The 22143-nt window shown below is 59.4% G+C and carries 21 protein-coding genes and 2 tRNA genes; 15 read left to right on the top strand and 8 right to left on the bottom strand.

Annotated features, from left to right (window positions below):
• The first annotated feature begins 375 nt into the window (after positions 1-375).
• The 5 genes from rpmH to jag all read left to right on the top strand — a co-directional run bounded on the left by rpmH (position 376) and on the right by jag (position 3745).
• Positions 376-510, top strand: coding sequence for a 50S ribosomal protein L34 (rpmH, locus tag MTP43_RS14390; RefSeq protein WP_005924258.1), 135 nt, complete (start codon positions 376-378; stop codon positions 508-510).
• Between the two features lie 203 nt (positions 511-713).
• Complete coding sequence (rnpA, locus tag MTP43_RS14385) at positions 714-1121, top strand: ribonuclease P protein component (protein ID WP_015537088.1); 408 nt, start codon at positions 714-716, stop codon at positions 1119-1121.
• Entirely contained in the window at positions 1118-1420 is a 303-nt protein-coding gene (gene yidD, locus MTP43_RS14380; RefSeq protein ID WP_242651874.1) for a membrane protein insertion efficiency factor YidD, read from the top strand. Before rnpA ends, yidD begins: the two co-directional genes overlap by 4 nt.
• A 99-nt stretch (positions 1421-1519) precedes the next feature.
• The gene (locus MTP43_RS14375; RefSeq protein ID WP_249234944.1) at positions 1520-2581 is read left to right on the top strand and encodes a YidC/Oxa1 family membrane protein insertase; all 1062 of its coding nucleotides are present in this window, start codon (positions 1520-1522) and stop codon (positions 2579-2581) included.
• A gap of 18 nt (positions 2582-2599) precedes the next feature.
• Positions 2600-3745, top strand: a complete 1146-nt coding sequence (gene jag, locus MTP43_RS14370; protein ID WP_249234943.1) for an RNA-binding cell elongation regulator Jag/EloR — start codon at positions 2600-2602, stop codon at positions 3743-3745.
• Between the two features lie 345 nt (positions 3746-4090).
• Here jag and MTP43_RS14365 read toward each other — a convergent pair whose 3' ends face one another.
• Together MTP43_RS14365 and MTP43_RS14360 are read right to left on the bottom strand one after the other, a co-directional pair.
• Positions 4091-5041 (bottom strand): hypothetical protein, encoded by a 951-nt coding sequence (locus tag MTP43_RS14365; protein ID WP_097778938.1) that lies wholly within the window; start codon positions 5039-5041, stop codon positions 4091-4093.
• Between the two features lie 499 nt (positions 5042-5540).
• A complete protein-coding gene (locus MTP43_RS14360; protein WP_249234942.1) occupies positions 5541-5777 on the bottom strand; it encodes a hypothetical protein in 237 nt (78 codons plus the stop codon).
• Between MTP43_RS14360 and mnmE the strand changes: the two genes are divergently transcribed.
• The 9 genes from mnmE to MTP43_RS14315 all read left to right on the top strand — a co-directional run bounded on the left by mnmE (position 5752) and on the right by MTP43_RS14315 (position 15538).
• Positions 5752-7122, top strand: a complete 1371-nt coding sequence (gene mnmE / locus MTP43_RS14355; protein WP_249234941.1) for a tRNA uridine-5-carboxymethylaminomethyl(34) synthesis GTPase MnmE — start codon at positions 5752-5754, stop codon at positions 7120-7122. The two genes, MTP43_RS14360 and mnmE, sit on opposite strands and share 26 nt — an antisense overlap.
• A 35-nt stretch (positions 7123-7157) precedes the next feature.
• Entirely contained in the window at positions 7158-9032 is a 1875-nt protein-coding gene (gene mnmG / locus MTP43_RS14350; RefSeq protein WP_117949336.1) for a tRNA uridine-5-carboxymethylaminomethyl(34) synthesis enzyme MnmG, read from the top strand.
• A gap of 63 nt (positions 9033-9095) precedes the next feature.
• Positions 9096-9803, top strand: coding sequence for a 16S rRNA (guanine(527)-N(7))-methyltransferase RsmG (gene rsmG, locus MTP43_RS14345; protein ID WP_005924286.1), 708 nt, complete (start codon positions 9096-9098; stop codon positions 9801-9803).
• A 154-nt stretch (positions 9804-9957) separates the two neighbouring features.
• Positions 9958-10752 (top strand): ParB/RepB/Spo0J family partition protein, encoded by a 795-nt coding sequence (locus MTP43_RS14340; protein WP_113991691.1) that lies wholly within the window; start codon positions 9958-9960, stop codon positions 10750-10752.
• Positions 10753-11724: 972 nt separating this feature from the next.
• Positions 11725-12558, top strand: coding sequence for a ParA family protein (locus MTP43_RS14335; RefSeq protein ID WP_170126605.1), 834 nt, complete (start codon positions 11725-11727; stop codon positions 12556-12558).
• A gap of 22 nt (positions 12559-12580) precedes the next feature.
• Entirely contained in the window at positions 12581-13456 is an 876-nt protein-coding gene (locus tag MTP43_RS14330; protein ID WP_005924304.1) for a ParB/RepB/Spo0J family partition protein, read from the top strand.
• Between the two features lie 95 nt (positions 13457-13551).
• Entirely contained in the window at positions 13552-14883 is a 1332-nt protein-coding gene (gene serS / locus MTP43_RS14325; protein ID WP_249234940.1) for a serine--tRNA ligase, read from the top strand.
• 415 nt (positions 14884-15298) lie between these two features.
• A tRNA-Met gene (locus MTP43_RS14320) sits at positions 15299-15375 on the top strand.
• Between the two features lie 91 nt (positions 15376-15466).
• Positions 15467-15538: transfer RNA gene (locus tag MTP43_RS14315), tRNA-Glu, on the top strand.
• A gap of 354 nt (positions 15539-15892) precedes the next feature.
• Here MTP43_RS14315 and MTP43_RS14310 read toward each other — a convergent pair.
• From MTP43_RS14310 to MTP43_RS14290, 5 genes are all read right to left on the bottom strand, one after another.
• Positions 15893-16555: an HAD family hydrolase gene (locus MTP43_RS14310; protein ID WP_112121720.1), complete on the bottom strand. Its 663-nt coding sequence runs from the start codon at positions 16553-16555 to the stop codon at positions 15893-15895.
• 76 nt (positions 16556-16631) lie between these two features.
• Entirely contained in the window at positions 16632-17987 is a 1356-nt protein-coding gene (locus MTP43_RS14305; RefSeq protein ID WP_249234939.1) for a PH domain-containing protein, read from the bottom strand.
• Positions 17984-18415 carry a hypothetical protein gene (locus MTP43_RS14300; protein WP_005924318.1) on the bottom strand — a complete coding sequence of 144 codons (432 nt, stop codon included), beginning with the start codon at positions 18413-18415 and terminating at the stop codon, positions 17984-17986. Before MTP43_RS14300 ends, MTP43_RS14305 begins: the two co-directional genes overlap by 4 nt.
• Positions 18412-19080: a potassium channel family protein gene (locus MTP43_RS14295; protein ID WP_015537076.1), complete on the bottom strand. Its 669-nt coding sequence runs from the start codon at positions 19078-19080 to the stop codon at positions 18412-18414. The genes MTP43_RS14300 and MTP43_RS14295 overlap by 4 nt, the downstream gene beginning before the upstream one ends.
• A 44-nt stretch (positions 19081-19124) precedes the next feature.
• On the bottom strand, positions 19125-19538 hold the full coding sequence (locus tag MTP43_RS14290) for a potassium channel family protein (protein WP_005924324.1): 414 nt from the start codon (positions 19536-19538) through the stop codon (positions 19125-19127).
• A gap of 197 nt (positions 19539-19735) precedes the next feature.
• Between MTP43_RS14290 and MTP43_RS14285 the strand changes: the two genes are divergently transcribed.
• A complete protein-coding gene (locus MTP43_RS14285) occupies positions 19736-20587 on the top strand; it encodes an undecaprenyl-diphosphate phosphatase (protein WP_217285294.1) in 852 nt (283 codons plus the stop codon).
• A gap of 78 nt (positions 20588-20665) precedes the next feature.
• Here the strand turns inward: MTP43_RS14285 and MTP43_RS14280 are convergent, their stop codons facing one another.
• Positions 20666-21943 carry a chloride channel protein gene (locus MTP43_RS14280; protein WP_154265617.1) on the bottom strand — a complete coding sequence of 426 codons (1278 nt, stop codon included), beginning with the start codon at positions 21941-21943 and terminating at the stop codon, positions 20666-20668.
• Between the last annotated feature and the right edge of the window lie 200 nt (positions 21944-22143).

Genomic DNA, 22143 nt, shown 5'->3' with positions numbered 1-22143 from the left:
AAAACATCCACTCCATTGAATCGGTCGAAGTTTTCAACAATGCTGCTGATACCATGTTAGTATACCACAAAAATCTCCCTGCGTCTATATTACTATAATGTAATTTATAATACATAAGATAAGCCCTCGCAGCGCCCTTGTGGAAACACGCCAAAAAGACCACAATATCTGGTAGAAAAAAGTTTTCCACAGCAAAATGGTGAAAAAGTTGAAAAGCTTTTAACAGAAAAATCAGAAAAAAGTTTGCAGAAAACTGAAAAAAATGCTTGACAGAACGTCATACTATGCGATATACTGTTGAATTGCAAGCCTGTCCCCAATCTGGGACCGATCAAGACCCCATACCGGGGATAAGTTTTTACGGAGGATACAACCATGAAGAGAACTTTTCAGCCCAAGAAGCGTCAGCGCAAGGAAGTTCATGGCTTTCTGACCCGCATGAGCACCAAGAACGGCCGTAAGGTCATCAATGCTCGCCGTGCAAAGGGCCGCAAGAGCCTGACTGTCTGATCTCTGCCTTGCAGGTGAGATCCGGCGCAGAAATGAATATGCGCACAAAAGACCGCTGATATCCCATTGGCGGTCTTATTTTTTTACCCGTCAAAAGTTTTTTCGTAAAAATGCCCGGATGGGCTTTTAAACTGCAAAAATTTTTGATATACTGGCTAAAGAGTGCACCTATGTGCACCCGGACGAAAGGAGGTGCCGATGTTATGCGTTATCGTCCGATCCGCCGCAATAGCGAGTTTGGCCGTGTGTACGCCCGCGGCAAGTCCTATGTGAACCCGGCACTGGTACTGTATGTGCTCAAGACCCGGGGCCGCAACACCCGGGTGGGCCTGACCGCCACCAAAAAGATCGGCCACGCCGTGCAGCGCAACCGCGCCCGCCGCGTGATGAAAGCTGCGATTGACGAGCATCTGGATCACAATATCGGCGGCTACGATCTGATCTTCGTGGCCCGGGGCATGACCCCCAAACTGAAAAGCTGGCAGCTGAGCAGCGTTGTGGCAAAGCTGTTTGCCCAGGCCGGTCTGCCGGATAAGGCAAAACGCCCGGACGCAAAGCCGCCCGCCACCGTGCCCCCTGCCCGCAAACAAAAGCCGGAGTCCCGCGTGTGAACCGGCTGCAAATGCTCTGCCGCAGGGCATTGTGCGTGCCCATCCGCATCTACCAGTACACCCTCAGCCCATGGATCGGCCGCAGCTGCCGGTTTTCGCCCAGCTGCAGCAACTACACCATGCAGGCCATCCTGACCCACGGCTGTATAAAAGGCATTTTGCTGGGCGCATGGCGCATTGCGCGGTGCAATCCGCTGGGCAAGTGGGGCTACGACCCCGTGCCGCCGCCCGGCCGCTGGCAAAGCCCCGCCCGCAACTTGCAGCCCGCAAAGCTGTTTGAAAAGCGGCACAGGGGATAAAGTTTTCGCTTCTTGTGACGTGCTGCACTGTGGGCGGCGTGTCCTACGATAAAAAAATAATGCGTCCCGGGCCACAGCCGGGGCAGAATGGACAAAGGTATGAACTTCTTTTACATCCTGAGCGGTCCTCTCGGCTATGTCATGGAGTGGATCTACAAGCTGCTGCCGAACTACGGCTGGGACATCATCCTCTTCACCCTGCTCATCAACATCGTCAAGATCCCCCTGCAGACCAGCCAGCAGAAGAGCATGGCGAAAATGTCTGCTTTCCAGCCCATGATCGCGGAGATCCAGACCAAGTACAAGAATAAGCCTGAAAAGCAGCAGGAAGAGCTGATGAAGCTGCAGCAGGACTTTGGCTATAAGCCCACGGCCGGCTGCGTGCCCATGCTGCTGAATTTCCTTGTTATGTTCGGCGTTATCGGCGTGGTGTATAACCCGCTGGAGCGTATTTTCCACATCAGCGCCGCTGCACTTGCCAGCGCAGGCGAGGCTATGACCGCCGCCGGCATCTCCTTTACCGCCATCACCCGCGATACCAACATCATCGCCGAGGTGGTTGCCGGCAACAGCGGCGTGCTGGGCTGCTTTACCGCACAGCAAATCGCTACCATCACCGAGTTCAGCCAGCACATGAACTTCTTTGGCATCGACCTGACCCGCATCCCGAAGCTGGGGCTTTCTCTGGATATCGTGCTGCCGCTGCTGTCGGTCATTACCATGTTCCTGTCCACCCACATCAGTATGAAGGCCTCCGGCCAGCAGATGCAGGGCAGCATGAAGCTGACCATGTATATGATGCCGCTGATGTACCTGTTCTTCTGCTTTACCTACCCGCTGGCATTCTCTCTGTACTACGTCATTTCCAACATCGTCATGACCGCACAGACTCAGGTCATGCGCAAGTTCTACGACCCCGAGAAGATGCGCAAGGAAGTGGAAGCGGAGATTGCCGCCAAGCGCAAGCAGGAAAAGCGTGGTGTGAAAAACACCACCATCACGGTGACCGACCCCAAGACCGGCAAGAGCGTGGAAAAGAACCTTTCCGCCAGCGAGATGAACAAGCGCCGGCTGGAGTATGCCCGTCAGCTGGACGCCGAGCGCTACAAGGATGAGCGCACCGTGCCGCTGAGCGAGCTTGACAAGCAGGATAAACAGTAACAAGGGAGGTAAACGGTTATGATCCGTACACAGGAATCCACCGGCAAGACGGTGGACGAAGCCTTTGCCAAGGCCTGCGCCCTGCTGGGTGTGCAGGCTGAGGATGAGAATGTCAGCCGTGAAGTGCTGGAATATCCCCAGAAGACCGGTTTTCTGGGCTTAAAGACCACCCCCGCCAAGGTGCGCGTGAGCGTGGAACTGCCGGATGCCCCCGCCGCTGCACCCGCAAAGCCGGTGGAGCCGGTGGCAGAGCAGCCTGTTGAGCCTGCCGCCCCCGTGCAGGAGACTGCCCCCGTGGCAGAGGAAGTTCCCGCTGCTGCGGAGGAGCCTGCCGCTCCCGCCGCAGAGCAGACCCCCGCTGCCCAGCAGCCCTCCGAAGCTGCCGAGGAGGCAGAAGAGGTGGAGGTGCCCATCGTCATCGAGGAGAACGCCAAGGTGAAGGCCGCCGTGGACTATCTGCGGGAGGTCATCACCCTGATGGGCGTGGAGAACGTGACCTTCAGCGCCGTGCAGAAGGGCGAAGCCACCATCATCCGTCTGGACGGTGAAAAGCTGGGTGCCCTCATCGGCCGCCGCGGCGAGACCATGGAGAGCCTGTCCTATCTGGCAAGCCTTGTGGCAAACCGTCTGGAGGGCGATTACATCAAGCTGGGTCTGGACGTTGCCGGCTACCGCGACAAGCGCGAGAGCGACCTGACCGCACTGGCACAGCGCATCGGCGCCAAGGTGCGCAAGACCGGCCGCAGCTTTGCCATGGAGCCTATGAACCCCTACGAGCGCCGCATCATCCACTCTGCCATCAGCAAGATGGAGGGTGTGCGCAGCGAGAGCAAGGGCGAGGGCCGTGACCGCCGCGTGGTCATCTATTCCACCGCACCGGATGCTCAGACCGAGAATACCTACGGCGAGCGCCGTGGCCGTGGCGGCAACCGGAATGGCCGTCGTCCCGGCGGCAACCGCAACGGCGGTTATCGCGGCGAGCGCCGCAGCAATGGCGGCTACCGTGGCAGCCGCAGCGGTGCACCTCGCGGCCCGCGTCCGTCCAGTGTGCCGGAGCGCACCTACGCCCCCCGCGACGCCGAGAGTGCAGCACCCGTAGCACCCAAGCGCACCGAGCGCGTGGACGACTTTGCAGATTTCAGCTTTGGCAAGATCGAGCTGTAAACTGTAACCCGAAACAGAACCATGAAGCGCCCCGCATTTCCGGTGGAAATGCGGGGCGCTTTTTTGGTTTCACAGGAGGGGGTCGTGGAGTAAAACGGCATTTGCAGCGCCGCTTTCTGCGAAAGCGCAGCGCTGCGGGAAAAGTCTGCACAGGTTTTCAGCGGGCTGAACCCTCTCAGCTTCGCTGCGCTCAGCACGGTACGATGCGGTCTATCTCTGCTAGAAATTCGCGTTTCTTTGTCAGCACCTGCGACAACTCATCGCTCAGCGCCGACAGACTCATTTATTTGTTCATATCTGTATTATATCACTTCTGTGGTTATATTGCCATTGTGCGGTATTGCCTTAGCTTGCAATTCTGCCTTCTGCCTTTCCGTTAGAAATATAATGTTCGTAGTATTTCACATTACTATTGCCAAACGCTGCTACAAGATCCGGGTTATTTGTCTTATAGGCAGCCAGGTTGAACTGATAATTTCCCTGCCGCCCCTCTTTCATGCCATTTGTAACAAAATGCTCAAAAAGTGCTTTCTGATTTGTCCCAAATACCTCTGCAAGGTCAGGGTTCAGTTTCAGATAATCCTTGTAATTGTAAACTGCTTGGTACTGTGCCAACTGCTGTACAAACGGCGGGTTCTGCAACCGTATTCCCCGATGAGCGCCATTATCGGCATTTCTTACAGTTTCTCTACTTCCATCCATATAAGTAACTACCGCATAATCCACATTAATGTGGTCGATAATATTGCTTGTCCACATTACGTTATCAAATCTGCATCCGCCGTCACATGTTGCATTTTGAACCTCATCTTCGGACAGATATGTACAACTGTCAATGTTGTTTGTATCTGGCATAACAAAGAAATTCCCATACGAATCACAATAAACCCTCGTCAAAACGTCATCTTCTCCAATTGATACGGCATAGTCCGACTCTGTATAGTATTTAAACGGACTATCATCTGAGAAATTCTGATCCATATACAACTGTGCCCCATTATTTCTCGCCACTCGAAAAGGTTCTATTGGCCCAACTACTGTTAATTTTTTTGTCGCCACGCCCGGAATAGGGTCTCCGACGCGATTGTATGCAGTTGCATAGAAATCAACATATTTCATTGTTTTGTTCGTATTATTGCGGCTATAAATTGTCGGGTCGCATACATAATTATCTTCCCAGTTGACCTGCATTGTTATAATTTCAATACTCGGTTTTTTAGCCGCAAATGCACTGCCACAGAAGCACATACACAGCAGTACTATTGTAAGCAGTGCAGCAGAAAGTTTTCTTTTCATGTCGATTCCTCCTTCTATGGAAAGCCTTTCTTGTCATCAGTATACCGCTGTTTAAACTAATTTTCAATTTGTTTTTTGTGAAATTTCTTAAAGATTATCGCATGTTACCGTTAAAAATATGGACGCTGCTTTTTGCAACAGCCCCTTGACTCCCTCAGTCAAAACCTGACGGTTTTGCCAGCTCCCTCTGGGAGGGAGCCTCTGGCGCGCCCGGACGTTTTGCACTTTAGCCAAAAACTTCGCCGCCATGCCAAAGGCCCCATCTCCGAAGATGACTTCCCCCGGAGCGGGGGAAGATGTCGCGCAGCGACAAAAAGGGGAATCTGGCATCGAGCAAAGCGAGATGACTGGGGGAGTTTCTCGCGGGGTAAACCCTCTCCGCTTCGCTGCGCTTAGCAGCTCCCCCGAAGGGGGAGCTTTTCGCCATCTGGCGGTAAGTAGAGCAAAACCTCCCCCTTTCGGGGGAGGTGGCATCGCCGTAGGCGATGACGGAGAGGGTTCAAGCCGTAAAGTTTAGCACTAAAGTATTAAGTACAAAGAGAAAGTACCCGCCATTTTCGATCTCTTTTTCCACAAACATTTTGGAAGATGTGGAAAAACCGCGCGGCGGGTGTATCTTTTTGCGCAAAAACGTGGTAAAATAAGCTGTAAAATCAGAAAGTGTGCGCTGCGGCGGCTCTGCCGTACCGGGCGCGCGGAAAGGATGCAGTATGCAGGGATCGACCATTGCCGCCATTGCAACGCCCCCCGGGGCAGGCGGCATTGCCGTGGTGCGGCTCTCCGGTGCGGAGAGCTATCAGGTGGCTGCCCGGGTGTTCCACCCGGCAAACCCGGCAAAAAAAGTGGAAGAGGCCAAGGGCTACACCGCGCTGTTCGGGCATTTCGTGGACAGGGAAGAAGCCTTTGACGAGGGCGTTGCTCTGTTTTTCCGCGCGCCCCACAGCTATACCGGCGAGGATGTGGTGGAGCTTTCCTGCCACGGCGGAAATGCGGTGGCCCGCCGTCTGGTGGAAGCCTGCCTTGCCGCCGGTGCGCAGCCTGCCGCTCCCGGCGAGTACACCCGCCGCGCCTTCCTGAACGGCAAGCTGGGCCTGACCCAGGCCGAAGCGGTCATGGACCTGATCTCGGCAGACGGGCGGCAGGGGGCAGCGCTGGCAAACGCCGCGCTGGGCGGTGCGCTGGCGAAAAAGATCAACGCCCAGAAAGCCCAGCTGACCGCCCTGCAGGCGCATCTTGCCGCTTGGGTGGACTTCCCGGAGGAGGATGTGCCGGAGCTGGACCCCGCCCACCTGCGCACCGTGCTGGGCGCAGTACGAGAGGAACTGGACGACCTCATCCGCAGCTACGATGCCGGTGCGGTGCTGCGCGAGGGCGTGGACTGCGCCATCGTGGGACGCCCCAACGCGGGCAAGTCTACCTTGCTCAATCTGCTGGCAGGCTTCGACCGTGCCATCGTCACCCCGGTGGCGGGCACCACCCGCGATGTGGTGGAGCAAGCGGTGCAGCTGGGAGATATCCGGCTGAACCTTTTTGACACCGCCGGTCTGCGGGAGACAGAGGACGCCATTGAAGCAGAGGGCATCCGTCGCAGCTGGAAAAAGCTGGAAGAAGCCGGGCTGATCCTTGCCGTCTTTGACGGCTCTGAGCCGCCCAGCCGGGAGGACTTGGCGCTGGCGCAGCGCTGCGCCGGTCGCCCCGCCATTGCCCTTGTGAACAAAGAGGACAAGCCCACTCAGTTCGATGCGGAACTTATTGCCCCCTATTTTGCCATGGTGCTGCCGGTCTGCTGCCGGGAAGAGGGGAGCCGCAAGGTCATCGCCGCTGCGGTGGCGCGGCTGCTGGGCACAGGCAGCATCGACCCCCACGCCGCTAGCCTGTCCGGGCAGCGGCAGCTTTCTGCTGCCCTCCGCGCCCGGGACGCCGTAGCCGGGGCACTGGATGCCGCCGCCGGCGGCTTTGGACTGGACGCCGTTTCGGTCTGCGTGGATGACGCACTGGATGCCCTCTGCGACCTGACCGGCGAAAACGCCTCGGAAGCCGTCATCGAACAGGTGTTCGAGCGGTTCTGTGTGGGAAAATAAATTCAAATCATTGATTAGAGGAAACCCGAAAGTATATGAACCACTTAGGAGATTATGATGTCATCGTCATTGGCGCAGGTCATGCGGGCATCGAAGCCGCCCATGCAGCTGCTGTGCTGGGCGCAAAAACGGCCGTCTTTACCATGAGTCTGGACGCCATCGGCAATATGCCCTGTAACCCCAGCATTGGCGGCACTGCCAAGGGCACGCTGGTGCGGGAGGTGGACGCGCTGGGCGGCGTGATGGGTCTGGCGGCAGACGCCACCTATCTGCAAAGCCGGATGCTGAACAAGGGCAAAGGCCCCGCCGTGCACGCGCTGCGGGTGCAGACCGACCGCCGCCGCTACAACGAATACATGAAGCACGCGCTGGAGCAGACCCCGGGTCTGGCCATCCATCAGGCCGAGGTGGTGGCGCTGGAAGTGGAAAACGGCCATGTGAAGGGCGTTGTCACCCAGCTGCACGGCGAATACACCGCCAAGTGCGTGGTGCTGGCCACCGGCACGAACCTCGGCGGCAAAATTTTTGTGGGCGATGCATGGTATGCGTCTGGCCCGGACGGCATGCACGCCGCCAACGCCCTGACCGACAGCCTGAAAGCTGCCGGTCTGCCGCTGCGCCGGTTCAAGACCGGCACCCCTGCCCGGGTGCACCGCCGCAGCATTGATTTTTCCAAGCTGGAATGCCAGCCCGGCGACCCGGACAGCGAATTGCAGCCCTTCAGCTTCCTGACCGATGCACCCATGCACAACAAGGTGGAATGCTGGATCGCCTACACGAACCCGGAGACCCACAAGATCATTCTGGATAATATCCAGCGCAGCCCGCTGTACGGCGGCATGATCGAGGGTGTCGGCCCGCGCTACTGCCCCTCCATCGAGGATAAGGTGGTGCGCTTCTCCGGCAAGGATCGTCACCCGCTGTTCGTAGAGCCCTGCGGCGAGAACACCGAGGAGATGTATCTGCAGGGTGCGTCCAGCAGCCTGCCGGAGGATGTGCAGAACGCCTTTTACCACAGCATCAAAGGCTTTGAGCATCTGGAGATCATGCGCCCCGCCTACGCCATCGAGTACGACTGTGTAGACCCCACCAGTCTGGAAGCCACGCTGGAAAGCAAGGTGGTGCGGGGTCTGTACGGGGCAGGGCAGTTCAACGGTACCTCCGGTTACGAGGAAGCCGCCGCGCAGGGTCTGCTGGCGGGTCTGAACGCCGCCCGCAACGCGCTGGGCTTAGAGCAGCTGGTGCTGCCCCGGCACACCAGCTATCTGGGAACACTGGTGGACGACCTTGTCACCAAGGGCGTCATGGACCCCTACCGCATGATGACCAGCCGCAGCGAGTACCGGCTGACCCTGCGGCAGGACAACGCCGACCAGCGCCTGACCCCCATCGGCAGGGAATACGGCCTTGTGCAGGATGACCGCTGGGCAAAGTACCAGCACACCCAGCAGATTTTGGAAGCCGAGCGCCGCCGCCTGCACGAAGCACACCTGCGCACCGCAGACCTGCGCGCCGCCATGGAAGCCGTCGGTCTTGCCCCTGCCGCCGAGGGCGGCATTGCCGAGGAGCTGCTGCGCCGTCCCGAGATCAGCTACCCGCTGGTGGCGGGCATCATCGGCTGGGGGGATGAAATTACCCCCATGCTGGCGGAGCGGCTGGAGACCGAGATCAAGTACGCCGGTTACATCGCCCGACAGGACAGGATGATCCGCGAGGTGGCACGCCACGAAAAGACCCTCATCCCGGAGGATTTCGAGTACGCCGCCCTGACCGGCCTGACGCTGGAAGCCCGGGAAAAGCTTGCCCGCATCCGTCCCCGCAATCTGGGGCAGGCGGGGCGCATCCCCGGCGTTTCGCCCTCCGATGTGGCGCAGCTGAGCATCGCACTGGCAGGGAAACAACAAAAATAATACGAAGTTGCGATAAAATAAACGATTGCGCTACCCCAACCACCCGACAGAAAGGACAACACTATGATCGACAAACAGCGGTTGGAGGAAAAGTGTTCCACATGGAACATTGCCCTCACCGGCACCCAGCTGGATCAGCTGGACGCCTTTGCCCAGATCCTTGTAGACTATAACCAGAAGGTCAACCTGACCGCCATCACCGACCCGGAGGGCATCGAGGACAAACACTTCCTCGACAGCCTGCTGTTTGCCAGCCAGCCGGAGGTAGCCGGGCGCATGGTGGACGTGGGTGCCGGGGCGGGCTTTCCGGGCATCGTGACCAAGATCTTCAAACCGGAACTGGAACTGACCCTTATGGAGCCCACCGGCAAGCGGGTGGAGTTTTTGAAGTACGCCTGCGCCCAGCTGGGTCTGACCGGGGTAGAGTTTGCCAAGGAGCGCGCCGAGGAAGCTGCCCGCAAGGTGTGGCGGGAGCAGTTTGATCTGGCTTCTGCCCGCGCCGTGGCAGCCCTGCCCATGCTGGCAGAATACTGCCTGCCGCTGGTGAAGGTGGGCGGCAACTTCCTTGCCATGAAGGGCGCATCCGGGGAAGAGGAGCTGACCGCAGCCCGGGGTGCTATCAAAAAGCTGGGCGGCGAGTACCGCGAGACCCGCACTTTGCACCTGCCCGGCGGCGACACCCGCACGCTGATTTTGTGCAAAAAGATTTCGCAAACTCCGACAGCATATCCCAGAAACGGCGGTAAAATTGCAAAAAGCCCGCTGAAATAACGCATAACCTGACGCAACCTGTAAGACCCTGCCGAACGAAATTTCTGGCGGGGTCTTTCTTTGTGTGCTACACTGAAGCTGAACAGGTTTTCCACGATTTCCCGGAGAAATGTGGAAAAACCGAAGGTTTATTTCACAGGAAAGGGGCAGCATCATGTTTGAACGCAAGAAACCGTCCGGGAAATTACTCTCTCTGCCCATCGACCAGATCCACCCGTCGCCCTTTCAGGCGCGGAAAAGCTTTGACGAGCAGGAGCTGACGGCGCTGGCGCAGAGCATCCGGGAGAACGGTCTGCTCCAGCCGGTCACGGTGCGCAAAGCGGCAGAGGGCTACGAGCTGGTGGCAGGGGAGCGGCGGCTGCGTGCCTGTCAGCTGGCAAAGATGACCACCATCCCCGCCATCCTGTGCAGCTACGCCGACGACCGCACCGCTGCACTGGGTCTGCTGGAAAACATCCAGCGCGCCGACCTGAACCCCTTTGAGCAGGCGCAGGGGCTGCGGGATGTGATGGTGCTGTGGGACTGCACCCAAGCCGAAGCCGCCAAGCGTCTGGGCATGGCGCAGCCTACCTTTGCCAACAAGCTGCGGCTGTTGCAGCTGACGGCAGACCAGCGGCAGTTCGTGCTGGACAACAACCTCACCGAGCGCCACGCCCGCGCGGTGCTGCGCCTGCCGGAGAACCGCCGCAGCGAGGCGCTCATTACCATCGCCAAGCGCCGCCTGAATGCCCGCCAGACTGACAGCTACATCGAGCAGCTGCTGAACAGCCCGCCCAAGGCTGGGCACCGCATCTCCATGGTGCGGGACGTGCGCATCTTTGTCAATACCATCGACCACGCCATCCGGCTGATGACCGACAACGGCGTGCCCGCCACCGCCCACCGGGAAGAGAAGGACGGCTACATCGAGTACACCGTCCGCATCCCCACCGCCGCCGCGGAGAAGTGAATTGTTCCATGTGGAACAGGGAAGAGGGGAAGAGGATGTAGCCGAGAGATGTTCTCTTTTGACACCAAAAGAGAACCAGAAAAGTGTGGCGCTCTGCGGGGCAACTTTCTGCCTGCCAGCAGCGTGCAAAGACGCTCCGCTGGGCCAGAGGCAGGGAGGGGTGTTCCGACTCCCCCCTCCCTACCTCTGGACTCCACCCACCCCGCAACAGGCCAAGGGCTGCACGCCCTTGACAATCCTAAAGAAGAAGTCGAAGCACAAAAAAGCTAGCGCTGCGCCAGTCGGCGCTATCGCTTTAACGCTTTTTTCGCTTCTCCATTCGTAGCCCCTCAGTCGCTGCGCGACAGCTCCCCCAAGGGGGAGCGAGCGCTCCCGTAAACCTTGCGGTTTGACCAAAAACTTTCCCGCAGCGGCGCTGCAAATGCCGCTTGCCTTTACGACCCCCTCTGTGAAAATAGCGTTTGGAGCGCTCCGCAGAGCTTGTCGGGGCAAAGCCCCTCCATCTGCTAATGCAGACCGCTCTGCCGCTTAAAAGCCCCACTGGGGCTTTCATTGCTGCGCTGCGCTCCGCAAACGCGGTCGCTCCAAACGCGAAAATATAAATATTATTTCCGCTGAACATGGCTAGCAACGACGACGACCACCGCCAGCGGCGGAAACAGGGAGGAGTTGTTGGGGCAGCGGCCAGCAAGACGCAAGTGCCGCCCAAGGCACGATGCGGATGCTGGGTGCCGCAACCCGGAAGAAGCGGAAGCCATTCCAAATCGTTTATTTGCAGCACAGAATCGTGCGGTCTTTTAACTTTTTCACCCCCAAAAGTTAAAAATCCAGCTGAAAAACGCTCCAGATGGTTCAAAAAACAATTTGGATGTGTTATACTAGAAGCCAAGGTGCCTGCCGGACGGGGAAACCGGCGGGTACGACTGCGTGTTCCACGTGGAACAAATCTTTCCCCGGGAGGAAGAAAAGCGCGTGGCAAAAATTGTAGCGATCGCAAACCAGAAGGGCGGAGTGGGCAAAACCACCACCGCCGTCAACCTTTCGTCCTGCGTAGCGGCACTGGGCAAAAAGGTGCTTATCGTGGACTTAGACCCGCAGGGCAACACCACCACCGGCTATGGCATCCCAAAGCGCAGCGTGGAAGCGGGCACTTATGAGGTGCTCATCGGCAGGGCAACGGCGGCGCAGGCCATCCGGCACACCGAGTACCGCACCGATGTCATCGGCTCCAACACCCGGCTGGCCGGTGCCAGCTTGGAAATGATCGATCTGCCCGGCCGCGAGGGGCGTCTGCGCAAGGCGCTGGCTGAGGTGCAGAAGGACTACGACTTCATCTTTATCGACTGCCCGCCCAGTCTGGATCTACTCACCCTCAACGGCCTGAGCGCCTGCGACAGTGTGCTCATCCCGGTGCAGTGCGAGTACTATGCGCTGGAAGGATTGTCGGAGCTCATCAGCACCCTCAAGACCATCCGCAAAAAGTATAATCCGTATCTGGATATCGAGGGCGTGGTGTTCACCATGTTCTCGCTGCGGTACAACCTGACCGTGCAGGTGGTGGAACAGGTGCAGAAGTACTTCGGCTCCAAGGTGTACAAGACCACCATCCCGCGCTCCATCCGCATTTCGGAAGCGCCCAGCTACGGCCAGCCCATCAATTTCTACGAGCCGAAGGGCAAGGGCAGCGAGGCCTACATGGACTTGGCAATCGAATTTGTCAAGCACAACCGCCCGCAGGAACCTAAAAAGTCCCGCGCAAAGGCTGCACCCGCCGCAGAGCCGGCGAAAAATGCTCTGGAAGATTAAAACAGGGGGAACAAGGTAAACAATGGCAAGAGGAAAAGGAGGGCTCGGACGCGGGCTGGACAGTCTGTTTGAGGACGCAGCACCGGTCTTTGAGTCAGAGCACGCAGCGGTGGAAACGCTGCCGCTGCGCGAGATCGAGCCGGACCCCGACCAGCCCCGCAAGACCTTTGAGCAGGAGACCCTCAGTGAGCTGGCTGCCAGCATCGCCGAGCACGGCTTATTGCAGCCCATCGCGGTGCGTCCGAGACCCATGGGCGGTTACAGCATCGTGGCAGGCGAGCGCCGCTGGCGCGCCTCCCGCATGGCGGGTCTTACCGAGGTGCCGGTGGTCATCAAGGATGTGTCCGACGAGCAGGCCATGGAGCTGGCGCTGGTGGAGAATTTACAGCGCGAGGATCTGGACCCGGTGGAAGAAGCTGCCGGCATCCGGGAGCTGATGACCCGCTGTGACCTGACACAGGAGCAGGCCGCCCGCAAGCTGGGCAAGAGCCGCAGCGCACTGGCAAACAGTCTGCGTCTGCTCAACTTACCGGAAACGGTGCTGGAACTGCTGAAAAGCGGTTTTATCAATACCGGTCACGCCAAGGTGGTGCTGGGTCTGCCCACACCGGAATTGCAGGCCGAAGCCGCGCAGATCATCGCGGACAACCAGCTGAACGTCCGACAGGCCGAGGCGCTTTGCAAAAAGATGGCAAAGCCCGCCAAGGAGCCCCGCGAACCCGCACCCCGCGGCACTTTGCCGGTGGAGGTGGAGGAGAGCCTGAAACAGGTGCTGGGCAGCGAGGTGAACGTGGCCTACCACGGCGGCAAGGGCAAGCTGACGGTGCATTTTTACTCCGACGAGCAGCTGCGCGCCTTTGCAAACCTGCTGGGACAGTACCAGATGGAAACCGAATAATCATGCGATCCAAGGCGGGAACAGCCGCCTTTGAACGGCAGCGGAAAGCCGCAAGTGCACCGCTGCAAGCCCAATAGAGTTAAGGAGAGTCAATCATGCTGGATATCAAATTTGTCCGCGAGAACCCGGACGCCGTTAAGGAAAACATCAAAAAGAAGTTTCAGGACGCAAAGCTGCCGCTGGTGGACGAGGTCATCGAAAAGGATGCCAAGTACCGTGCAGCCCTGAAGGAAGTGGAGGCCCTGAAGGCCGCCCGCAACAAGCTGAGCAAGGCCAACGGCCCGCTGTTCGGTCAGCTGAAGAAGTGCACCGACGAGACACAGAAGGCTGAGCTGCAGGCACAGATCGACGCCAACAACGCCGCCGTCAAGGCGGACGCCGACAAGATGGCAGAGCTGGAGAAGGAAGAGGAGGAACTGTCCGCCCGCATTCAGGAGATCATGTACTCCATTCCCCAGATGATCGATCCCAGCGTGCCCATCGGCCCGGACGATACCTATAACGTGGAAGCCCAGCGCTTCGGCGAGCCTGTTGTGCCGGATTTCCCCATCCCGTACCACACCGAGATCATGGAGAGCTTTGACGGCATTGATATGGACGCCGCAGGCCGCGTGGCCGGCAACGGCTTCTACTACCTGCTGGGCAATATCGCACGCCTGCACGAGGCTGTGCTGGCCTACGCCCGCGACTTTATGATCAACAAGGGCTTCACCTACGTCATCCCGCCCTTCATGATGCACGGCAACGTGGTGCAGGGCGTCATGTCCTTCCCCGAGATGGACGCCATGATGTACAAGATCGAGGGTGAGGACCTGTACCTGATCGGCACCAGCGAGCACACCATGATCGGCCGCTTCATCGACCAGACGCTGGACGAGAGCAAGATGCCCCTGACCCTGACCTCTTACAGCCCCTGCTTCCGCAAGGAGAAGGGCGCACACGGCATCGAGGAGCGCGGCATCTACCGTATCCACCAGTTCGAGAAGCAGGAGATGATCGTGGTCTGCCGCCCCGAGGAGAGCGCCGACTGGTACGAGAAGCTGTGGCAGATGTCTGTGGAGCTGTTCCGCAGCATGGAGATCCCCGTGCGCCAGCTGAACTGCTGCTCCGGCGATCTGGCTGACCTGAAGGTCAAGAGCTGCGACATCGAAGCTTGGAGCCCCCGCCAGCAGAAGTACTTCGAGGTCTGCTCCTGCTCCAACCTGGGTGACGCACAGGCACGCCGCCTGCACATCCGCATCAAGAGCAAGGACGGCAAGACCTATCTGGCCCACACCCTGAACAACACTTGCGTGGCACCTCCGCGTATGCTGATCGCCTTCCTGGAGAACCATCTGCAGGCCGACGGCAGCGTGACCATCCCCGAAGTGCTGCAGCCGTACATGGGCGGGCTGAAGGTCATGGTCCCCACCAATAAGAAGAACTAAAACTGCACCGGGTTTTCCACAACCGGGCAGAAAAAGGTTGAAAAAAGCACCGCTTTCCGTAGAGGGAAGCGGTGCTTTTTGTGTGGGAAAGCGGGTGCTTAACTCCCTCAGTCAAAACCTGACGGTTTTGCCAGCTCCCTCTGGGAGGGAGCCTTTGGCGCGCCCGCAAACTTTGCACTTTAGCCGGAAACTTTGCCGCTATGCCAAAGGCCCCATCCTAGAGGGGGCTGTCGAGCGCAGCGAGACTGGGGGAGTTTTTCCCGCAAAAACAACAAGAAAACCCATATTTCAACGAACCTATGTAAATAAATTAAGAATCTCAAAAAACTGCAAAATTTTTTGAAAATATGTGTTGACAAAAAGGGCATCTATGGATATAATAATAAAGCACCGTTCAAGTGCAAGCTAAATATGTGGCGGTATAGCTCAGTTGGCTAGAGCATTCGGTTCATACCCGAAGTGTCACCGGTTCAAATCCAGTTACCGCTACCACGTTACAGAGTTTCGCTAAGATAAGGGGGACGGTCGTCCGCAGTAGTGGACGATGAAAGTCGGAGGTTTTAGCGAAGCTCTGTATTTGTAAGGCCCGTTGGTCAAGCGGTTAAGACACGGCCCTTTCACGGCTGTAACATGGGTTCGATTCCCGTACGGGTCATAAAAACGCCTTTGCGCATTGCGCAAGGGCGTTTTTAATTTGACCCGTACGGGAATCGAACAGGGCGGCGGTGCGCAGCACCGCAACCAAAGCCCCAGTGGGGCTTTGGTTAGCCCGCGGGTCCCAATCAGTAGGAATGTCTACCGTGGTTTCTGCCGCTAAGACCCGTACGGGAAGCTTAGCTACATAATACAGGATACAGGATATAGACTTTTTTTGAAAAATAAGATATACTTACGTTGAAAAGGTGGGAGTGGTAGACCCGCTGGAATCGGCATCCTGATCCGCAAAAATACGCAAAAACACGGGAAGATCCGCAGACCTTCCCGTGTTTTTATTTATTTATTTATTTATTTATTTATTCTGCTCCTGCACATACCGCAGGATATCCTCCGGCACCTCTGCCAGTGCATCCGCACCGGCGGCGGTCAGCTCAGCACGGCCGCGGAAGCCCCACAGCGCGCCCATGGCGGGCAGCTGGGCGTTGTGTCCGGTGAGGATGTCCACATCGCTGTCGCCCACAAAAAGGGTGGCGGCGGGGTCTGCGCCCAGCTCGGTCATCAGGGCGTACAGCCCGGTGGGGTCGGGCTTGGTGGGTACGCCCGGGCGGTTGCCCCGCACGGCGTCAAAGCGGCCGGTGCCAAAGTAGTGGGCAATGATGCCGCCGCACAGGGCATCCGCCTTGTTGGAGAACACCGCGCACTGGATGCCCTCGGCTTTCAGTGCGTCCAGCAGCGCCGGAATGCCGGGGTAGGGCGCGGTCTTGTCCTCCTTGTGGGCATCGTACCGGGCGGTGAACTGCGCCAGCGTAGCCGCCAGCTGCGCCGGGGTGCGGGCGTCAGCGGGGGAGAATCGCTCCACCAGCTTGGGGATGCCGTTGCCCACCATCAGCTTGAACTGTGCCACCGTAAAGGTGGGCCAGCCGTTTTGTGCGCACACCCAGTTCCCGGCATCGGCAAGGTCGTCGATGGTGTTCAGCAGGGTGCCGTCCAGATCAAATAATACAGTCTTTATCATAAAATAGTCTCCGTTGGTCTGTGATACAAAAATGCCCCGCCGACCGTAGGTTCAGCGGGGCATCGCAAGTATACTTCTATATCTCCAGAAAATCAAGAGCCGCCAGCGGCACGCTGCGCACCGTGACCTTTTCTTTGCCGGGAAATACAAGGGTCAGGTTGGCGCGCTGCACCGTCACCGCCCAAGGAGATTGCAACGCGGTAAAGCAGGTGTCCGGGTGGAACACGCACAGCTGGTGCAGATGGCACCGGTGTTGCCGGCAGAGCAGCAGCTGTCCCTGCTGCTGCCATACGCCCTCCCGGTGCCAGCCCACGGCGGCAGCGCCCAGCAGGGCGGCAAACACCCCGGTGGGGATGAGCAGCGGCAGGGTAAGGGCAGGCAGGGTGGTGCGGGATACCGCCGTCAGCAGCAGGCAGAGCCCCAGCGGGATGCCTGCCGGTAAAAAGAACACTACGCTGCGGTCGGTGGTGTCGGCGCGGGTGTCCGGGGGCAGCTGCGCCATCTCCGGCAGCAGCTCCCGCAGCAGCGGGGTGCCCTCCCGCCAGACGAACAAAGGCAGCTCCGGGCGGCACGCCCCTGCCGAGACAAATACCGGGCAGTAATGCAGCGCCCATGTGGCGGGGGAGCGGCGCAGGTCGGCGTAGTTCAGCTGGCTGAGCCGCAGCCGCATCTCGTACCGGCGTACAAGCCCGCCCCGGCTGCCCAGCTGGGTATCGGTGCGCCAGACGGTGTAATGCACCGCCTGCAAAGCGCTGCGCACCAGACTGATGCAGAACAGCGTACCCGCCAGCACCAGCAGCCACGCCGCGCCCAGCGGCAGCCAGCGGGCGGCAAGCGCCGCCAGCTGTCCCAGCTGCGCAAGGGCAGCGGTCTGGGCGTCCGGGGCGTAGCTTTGGGTCTGGTGGATGGCCAGCCACCACAAAAACAGGGTGGACAGGCCGTTGGCACCCAGCACCGTAAAGGCCAGCTTTTCGCCGCCCTTGGGTGCGTGCCACAGCGGGTCTGTCACCGGCAGCAGCACATCGGCAAGCTCCGCGGCTTGCTGCCGGGTAAGATGTAGGGTAATGGTCTTGGTCTGCCCCACGGGGTACAGCACCACCCGGCAGGCACCGGTCAAGCGGTAGAGCAGGGGCTGCTCCAGCACCAGCGCCGCCAGACCCTCGGCGCGCAGGGCACGGTCCAGCCGCACGCCAAGCCGCCAGCTGACGTGCACTGTGCCCTCGGCATCCACCTGCCAGCGGCCGCCATAGTACACCGCCCAGCACACGGCGCTGATAAAGAAGAGCAATACAAGCTCCTGCCGCAGCGCCGCACGCAGGGCGTCCCAGTTGCGGTCAAAAAGCACCTGTACCAGCGGCAGAAGGTACACAAGCAAAGTCTTGCGCAGCAGATGCAGCGCCGCCAGCGGGTGGAAGTGCTTTTCCCGGTTCATACATCACCCTCCATCAGCACCGCCGCCAGCGCAGTGGCCTGTGCGGCGGGGATGCCGGGCAGCACCAATTGCAGCCCCGGGCTGCGCACAAGGAGCACAGTGCACCCTGCCGCCCACAGAAGCGGGGTGCGCAGCAGCTGCACCCCGGTGACCGCCCGGCGCGGGATGCGGTGCAGCACAGGGACAGCTACCCCGGCCTGCACCGTGACGCTGTCCGCCGTCAGGGCGGCAACAAAGCTGCAGCAGCGCGCCCGGACAAGCGCCACCAGCGCCGCCCATACAGCGCAAAAGACCGCGCCCGCCCACACGCTCTGCCAGAAGGCAAAAGGCGCGCAGACCAGCCCGGGCACAGCTGCCCAGACGCAGAGCACCCGGCGGGCGCGGGGCGGCAGCACCAGCGCGGTGCGCAGCAGCTCCTGCTCGCTCATTTGTGGGAGGAAAGACCCCACGCATCCATCAGCAGATGCAGGGTGTCGTCCTGTGTCAGGCACAGCAGCCGGTCCCACGGCAGCAGCACCGTGCTGCCGTGGGGGATGATGAACTCGGTATCCCGGGTGATGCTGACCAGAATGGCATCGCCGGGAATGGGGATCTCCTTGATCTCCTTGCCCGCGAACTGAAAGTCCTCCGGCAGCAAAATTTCATTCAGGCTGGCAGTGCCGCCGCCCAGAGACAGCAGCTGCCGGATGGTGTCGGTCTCGATCTCCCGCTCCAGGATATGGCTCAGGTTGTCGGTGCCGCACACCACGGTGTCCACGCCCAGCGTGTGCAGGATGTCCCGGTTTTTGGGGTTGGAGGCGCGCGCCACGGTGCGGTTCACGCCGAACTCCCGCTTGGCGATCTGGCACGCCACCAGATTGGTCTCGTCGGTGTTGGTCACCGCCACAAAGGCGTCGCAGCTGGCCACATCGGCGGTGCGCAGGGTGTCAAAGCTCAAGGAGTCGCCGCAGATGACCGGGATATCCAGCGTATCAGCAAGGGTGCGGCACAGCGCCTCCTGCGGCTCGATGATGGTCACCTTATGGTGGTGGGACAGCAGGCTTTGGGCAAGATACATGCCCACCCGGCCGCCGCCGGCAATACAAACTTTCATATCGTTACCTCGTTCTACGGTCTGTAAAGCAAAAACAGGCTGTTTTACTTGGAAAGTGCCCGGAACACCGCCTGCTCAGTCAGCACGGTGGGGCAGATGGTCTCCAGCTCGTAGGCCTTGTGGTACAAGATCTGCAGATGCGGGTCGGATACCCGGCAGATGACTTTATCCCGGCGGAAGATGTTCTTCGCCAGCTGTGCGGCCATCAGGTTCACCGAGTCCTCCTCGGTCACCGCCGCCACGGCGTCGCAGTTCTCCACGCCGCCCCGGCGCAGGGTGTCCGGGTCGGTAGGGTCGCCCACAAGGGCAGTGCCGTGAAAGGTATAATCGTCAAAGGCATCCAGACGCTTGAGCTGCTCAGGGTCCTTTTCCACCACCGAGATATCATGGCCGATGCGCTCCAGATCGCGGATCAGCGCCGCACCCACCTGATCGCAGCCGATCACCAGTATGTTCATGAAGGTTCACCTCGTTGTTCTCAGTGCTTTCAGCGCCGGGCGCAGAAAGCGGACAGACTTCTTATTTTTATAGTATAGCACATTTCCCGGGGCAGATAAATACAGCGCCCGGGGGAAAATTTCTATAATCTGTATGCACAGCGGCTCATAGTATGGTATACTGGAACTGCTTTTGAAATAAACTACGCATCCAACGGGTGCTGCAGGAGGGATTTATTACGTTTTTCGAGATCATCAAAGCGATCCTGATGGGTATCGTGGAGGGCATTACCGAGTGGCTGCCCATCTCCTCCACCGGTCACATGATCCTTGTGGAGCAGGTCGTCAAGTTCAATGCCAGTGAAGAATTCATGTCCATGTTCCGGGTGGTCATCCAGCTGGGTGCCATTCTGGCCGTGGTGGTGCTGTTCTGGAATAAGCTGTGGCCCTTTGGGCTGCGGCAGGGCAAGGTTATCTCCAAGCCCAGCGTGTGGAACCTGTGGTTCAAGGTGGTAGCCGCCACCCTGCCGGTGCTGGTCATCAGTCCGCTGGACGATTGGATGGAGGAGCACTTCTATAACTACATCACCGTAGCCGCCATGCTGATCTTGTACGGTGTGCTCTTCCTTGTGGTGGAGAACCGCCGCACCACGCCCCGGGTCACAAAGCTGGAACAGATCAGCTACCGGGACGCGCTGCTCATCGGCGTGTGGCAGTGCCTTGCCATCATCCCCGGCACCTCCCGCTCCGGCGCTACCATCGTGGGCGGTCTGCTGCTGGGTCTCTCCCGCGCCTGCGTGGCGGAGTTCACCTTTTATTTGGCCATCCCGGTCATGGCGGGTGCATCCCTGCTCAAGGTGATCAAGTTCGCGGTCTCCGGCGTATCCATCACCGGCACCGAGGTCGCTGTGCTGCTGGTGGGCTGCATCGTGGCCTTTGTCGTCAGCCTTGCAGCCATCCGCTTCCTGATGGACTACGTCAAGCGCCACGACTTCAAGTTCTTCGGCATCTACCGCATCGTGCTGGGTGCGATCGTGCTGGCTGTGGCGGCCATCACCGCGCTGGCATAAGAGAAAAGCTTAATAATGATAACAGGGGCTGCTGCACGGCATTCGGTGCAGCAGCCCCTGTTTTTTAGTATTAAACGCTTACTCTTCCGCTTTTTTCACCTTTACGCGCCACTTGTGGGACATATACTCCGAGCGCAGTTTGTTGGTAACAAAGGTCTGGCTGCTGTACAGGCCGTGGTGGCCGGAGAGCATAAAGCAGATACCGCAGCCCAGCGCGATGAGCTCCAGCCCGGCGCCGCTGAACAGCTCAAAGCCCAGCAGGATGGAGGGGATCAGGACGTTGGTGGCACCGCAGAAGATGGACACCAGCCCCACCGCCGCTGCAAACCCGGCGGGCAGACCCAGCAGCGGGCCGACCACGCAGCCGAAGGTAGCACCCACAAAGAAGCTGGGCACTACCTCGCCGCCCTTGAACCCGCAGGCAAGGGTCAGCGCGGTAAGGAAGATCTTGCACAGAAAATCCCACGGCAGTGCCTGTCCCTGCTCCACGGCGGCAATGATGACGCTCATGCCCGCGCCGTTATACCGCCCCACGCCGAAGAGATAGGAAAAGCCGATGACCAGCACGCCGCCCGCAAAGACCCGCACCCACGGGTTTGGGAGAAGCTTTGGCACGGTGTGCTCCATGAAGTGGAGGGTGTAGCAGAACAGGCGGGAAACGGCAGCGCAGGCCACACCCAGCAGGATGACCAGCAGGGCGGTGCGGACATTCAGTTCCGGCGCGGTGAGGGCAAAGTGGGTGGGCGCGATGCCAAAGACCAGCGAGCAGCCGTAGGCGATGAGGGCAGAGGTAAAGGCCGGGACAAAGGCGGCGGTAAAGGTCAGGCCAACATCCTCCACCATCATGGCAAAGCAGGCCGCCGCCAGCGGGGTGCCGAACAGGGCAGAGAAGAACGCAGCCATGCCGCTGATGGTGGCGGTGCGGCGGTCGTGGTCCTTGAGCCGCAGCAGGGTGCCGAGGTTCCAGCCGATGCTGCCGCCCATCTGCAGCGCAGCGCCCTCGCGGCCGGCAGAGCCGCCGCACAGGTGGGTGAGCACCGTACCCAGAAAGATAGCGGGCACCAGCAGAATGCTGACCGGTTCGCCGCTCTGCACAGCGCGGATAACGTTGTTGGTGCCCACGCCCTCGCACTTTGTTACCTTATAAAGGGCGGTGATGAGCAGACCTGCCACGGGCAAGAGGAACAGCAGCCAGGGCTGCGCGGCGCGCAGTTCGGTGGCGTGCTCGACAGCAAGGTGGAACAAGGTGCCCAGAAATCCACAGAGCAGACCCATGGGGACCGCCAGAAAGAACCATTGCAGCGCCACCCGGACGGCGGCTACGGCTTCGCGCCGGAATGTATCAAAATCGTTCATAGACATAACTCCTGTATCTTGACATCCGTTCCGCTTTTTGGAACCGATATAAAATAACACCACAGGGCAGGACTGTCAACCCCAAAATGGGCAGAAAAAACGGCGCTGCTCCATTTTCTGTTTACACCGCTCGGCCGGGTGTGCTATACTGAACAAAAGAGAGACCGCGCGGCAGACGCCGCCGGAAGGATATGGGAGGA

Source organism: Faecalibacterium sp. IP-1-18 (genome assembly GCF_023347355.1).
GTDB lineage: Bacteria > Bacillota > Clostridia > Oscillospirales > Ruminococcaceae > Faecalibacterium > Faecalibacterium prausnitzii.
The sequence above is the reverse complement of the archived record's forward strand: the minus strand, read 5'-3'. Positions and strand labels throughout refer to the sequence as shown.